Raw genomic sequence first — 3,346 nt, 5'->3', positions numbered from 1 at the left:
CTTTGGCCGATCGAAAGCGAGGCCGAGCAGCTGTTGTCCGATTATCCGCCTGCCAGTTCACTCGATGGTTTGACTCCCGACGACTACGGGGCGCTTCCGCTGGTGACCGGCCAGTAACTCGCTCCCTCGGCGGGAGTAACCTCTGCCCATGCCCAACCGCCTCGGCGATCAGACCTCGCCCTATCTTCTCCAGCATGCCGACAACCCGGTTGACTGGTACCCATGGGGTGACGACGCCTTCGAGGCCGCCCGCCAATCGAACCGGCCGGTTCTGCTCTCTGTCGGGTATTCGGCATGCCACTGGTGTCATGTCATGGCCCATGAATCGTTCGAGGATCCCGATACGGCGGCCATCATGAACAAGCTGTTCGTGAACATCAAGGTCGATCGGGAAGAGCGCCCCGATGTGGACGCCATCTACATGAATGCCGTGCAAGCCCTCACCGGTCGGGGTGGTTGGCCGATGACCGTTTGGATGACCCCGGACGCCAAACCTTTCTATGCCGGAACGTATTTCCCCAACGACGACCGGCACGGCATGGCCTCGTTCAAACGAGTCATGGCCGCGGTATCGGACGCCTGGGACAACCGCCAGGGACAGGTCGCCGAACAAGCCGATCAGTTGGCCGCCACCATCGACAGGCACATTCCCGCCGCCGAAGACTTCCCAACTATCGAAGACATACGACACGCCTATGAGGCCCTCGCCAACGAGTTCGACCCCGTGAACGGTGGGCTCGGCGGGGCACCCAAGTTTCCCCAGGAACCCACCATCGAACTGCTCCTGCGGGTTGCCAACGAACCGTGGGCGACCGATGCGAAGCAGATGGCATTCACGACGCTCTCCAAAATGGCGGCCGGGGGTATCTACGACCACGTCGGCGGCGGATTTGCCCGGTATGCGGTGGATGCGACATGGACCATCCCCCACTTCGAGAAGATGCTCTACAACAACGCCCAACTGGCTCGTTTGTACGTTCGCGCCTGGCAACTGGGAGGTCCTGACTCATTCCGGAGCGTCGCGATCGACACCATCGACTACGTGCTCCGGGATCTCACCCACCCCGAGGGCGGGTTCTTCTCGGCCGAAGACGCCGACTCAGAAGGCGAGGAAGGCAAGTTTTACGTCTTCACCGCCGACGAATTCGCCGACATCGTCGGCGACGACGCCGGCATTGCCGGTCAGTACTTTGGAGTCAGTGCGCGGGGGAACTTCGAAGGGTCCAACCATCTGACGGCAGCCATGCCGGCCAAACTCGTCGCGGAACGATTCTCGATCACCGAGCCTGAGGTGCTCAACGCCGTCGAGCGTGCTCGGACCGTGCTCGGGGCGGAACGCTTGACCAGGGTTCGACCCGGCCTTGACGACAAGGTTGTGGTGGCCTGGAACGGGCTTATGCTCCGGACCCTCGCCGAGGCCGGCGCCATTCTCGACGATGAGCGATATCTAGAAGCCGCCAGGGCCAACGCACGATTTGTCCTCAACAATCTCATCGTCGACGGTCAGCTGATGCGCTCCTGGGGGAAGGGCAAAACGTCAGTGCCCGGCTATCTCGATGACTACGCCGGATATGCCCTTGGCCTGTTCAGCCTCTACATGGCCACCGGCGAAGTCGAGTGGTATCAACCGGCAGCCGACCTCACCGACCAGATCGGCGACCGATTCGGCGATGGGGGCGGCTCGCTCTTCCAAACCGATAGACAGGCTGAACAGCTCATCACCCGCCCCAAGGACCAGATGGACAATCCACTGCCTAGTGGCACAAGTATGGCGGTGGAAGCGTTGACGTGGCTGTCGCTGTACACCGGCGAGCCAGGCTACGACGCGCAGGCCCGACAGGCCGTCAAAGATGCGGGAAAACTCCTTGAGTCGTATCCGTCAGCGGTCGGCTACCTGGCCGCGGTAACCCACTCGATCCTGACCGGCTACAAGGAAGTCGCCATCGTCGGACCGGGCGCCGACGAACTGGCCAAAGAAGTTTGGTCGGCATTTCGACCCAACTTGATCCTGGCTGTCGACCGGGCAGGGAGCGACGGACGAACCGTCCCACTCCTGGCCGACCGCAAACACCCCGGCACCGCCGCCTTCGTCTGTGAACGGTTCGTCTGCCAGTTGCCCGTCACGTTCCCGAGCAGCCTGCGCGATCAGTTGTGACAACGTTTGTCTCCGATCTCGATGGAACCTTGTTGGCCAGCGACGCTTCGGTTTCGGACTTCACCCGCCAGGTGATCGCGGTCGTTTCCGACTCACATGAAGTCGTTCTGGCGACCGGGCGGCCACCCCGCCTTGTGAGCGGTTTCGCCGAGGCATTCCCGTCGGTTACATCGGTGGTCTGTGCCAACGGGGCGTTCCATCTCGACCTCCACAGCGGCGTCATTACCCAGCTCGGGACCATTATCGAACCCGCCGCTCACCAAATGGTGCGAGCGATTCGCAACGCCCACCCAACGGCAGGCTTCGCCGTCGAGACGATCACCGGGCATCGGCGAGAGTTCGGCTACCGAAGCCACTACGACGTCCCCGATCGTATGAAAGGCACCATCGACGAAATCCTCGAAGGCGGGGTGGGGAAAATCCTTATCCACCTCGATGAGCCGGTCAATGAAAAGAGAGCGACGGAGTTCGCCACCCTGGTCGGCGAACTTGGTGTCGTAACCGTTTCCAATCCAACCTTCTACGAGGTTGCCCCACCCGGTACTTCGAAAGCATCCGCGGTCGCAGCGCTGGATCTCCCTGGCGAGACCGTCGCTTACGGAGATATGCCAAACGACATTACGTTGTTGGAATGGGCCGACCTGGGCGTGGCGGTGGCCAACGCCGATGAACAAGTACGACTCACAGCCCAATGCGTGCTTGACCAGACCAACAACGAGGATGCCGTTGCGCATCACATGATCAAGCTCCTGGGGCTGAGCCTTCCGTAAACACCATCACGGCATGCTGCCGGACGAGCCCATCGCGGTTTTCAACGCCACTCACCGCATACGGGAACCGGTCCCGGAAGATCTCCAACGCCGAAACCACCTCAAAATCATCGACCTGTCTGGTCATGTCGCCAGACATCGCATCAATGACCACCGTAGCGATCTTGCGAAGGTCGGCATACGCCACCCATCCAGCGCCTTCCGGCAGGTACCCCACGGCTTCGAGGAAGGACGGATCATTGGCCAGGACGTCGCCGGCAACCATTTGATCGATCAGTTGATCCTCGATCGCCAACACGAACCGGTTGTCAGTGACACCGACCCCGGCTTTGAGGACATCGAGATCGTAGACCAACACGGAGTACTCGCCAGAGGCCCGTTCGGCCGGTTCGAAACCGCCATCGGTTATGGCAAATGACAG

Annotated in this window: 3 protein-coding genes; 2 read left to right on the top strand and 1 reads right to left on the bottom strand. The window is 61.3% G+C overall.

Annotation, left to right across the window (positions count from 1 at the left end):
• Positions 1-148: 148 nt before the first annotated feature.
• Both JJE47_06730 and JJE47_06725 read left to right on the top strand, forming a co-directional pair.
• Positions 149-2,155: a thioredoxin domain-containing protein gene (locus tag JJE47_06730; protein MBK5267118.1), complete on the top strand. Its 2,007-nt coding sequence runs from the start codon at positions 149-151 to the stop codon at positions 2,153-2,155.
• Positions 2,152-2,925 (top strand): HAD-IIB family hydrolase, encoded by a 774-nt coding sequence (locus JJE47_06725; protein ID MBK5267117.1) that lies wholly within the window; start codon positions 2,152-2,154, stop codon positions 2,923-2,925. The genes JJE47_06730 and JJE47_06725 overlap by 4 nt, the downstream gene beginning before the upstream one ends.
• On the opposite strand, the gene JJE47_06720 is transcribed toward JJE47_06725, so the two are convergent.
• Positions 2,897-3,346 (bottom strand): hypothetical protein (locus tag JJE47_06720; GenBank protein MBK5267116.1); only part of this gene is annotated, 450 nt, incomplete at its 5' end. The genes JJE47_06725 and JJE47_06720 overlap by 29 nt on opposite strands.

It is taken from the genome of Acidimicrobiia bacterium, assembly GCA_016650365.1.
Taxonomy (GTDB): Bacteria; Actinomycetota; Acidimicrobiia; order Spongiisociales; family JAENVV01; genus JAENVV01.
Note: the sequence above shows the minus strand (reverse complement) of the source record. Positions and strands in the feature narration are given on the sequence as shown.

What these genes read in the sequence shown, in the direction of transcription:
- JJE47_06730 (MBK5267118.1), top strand. Translation starts at nt 149, where the DNA reads ATGCCCAACCGCCTCGGCGATCAGACCTCGCCCTATCTTCTCCAGCAT.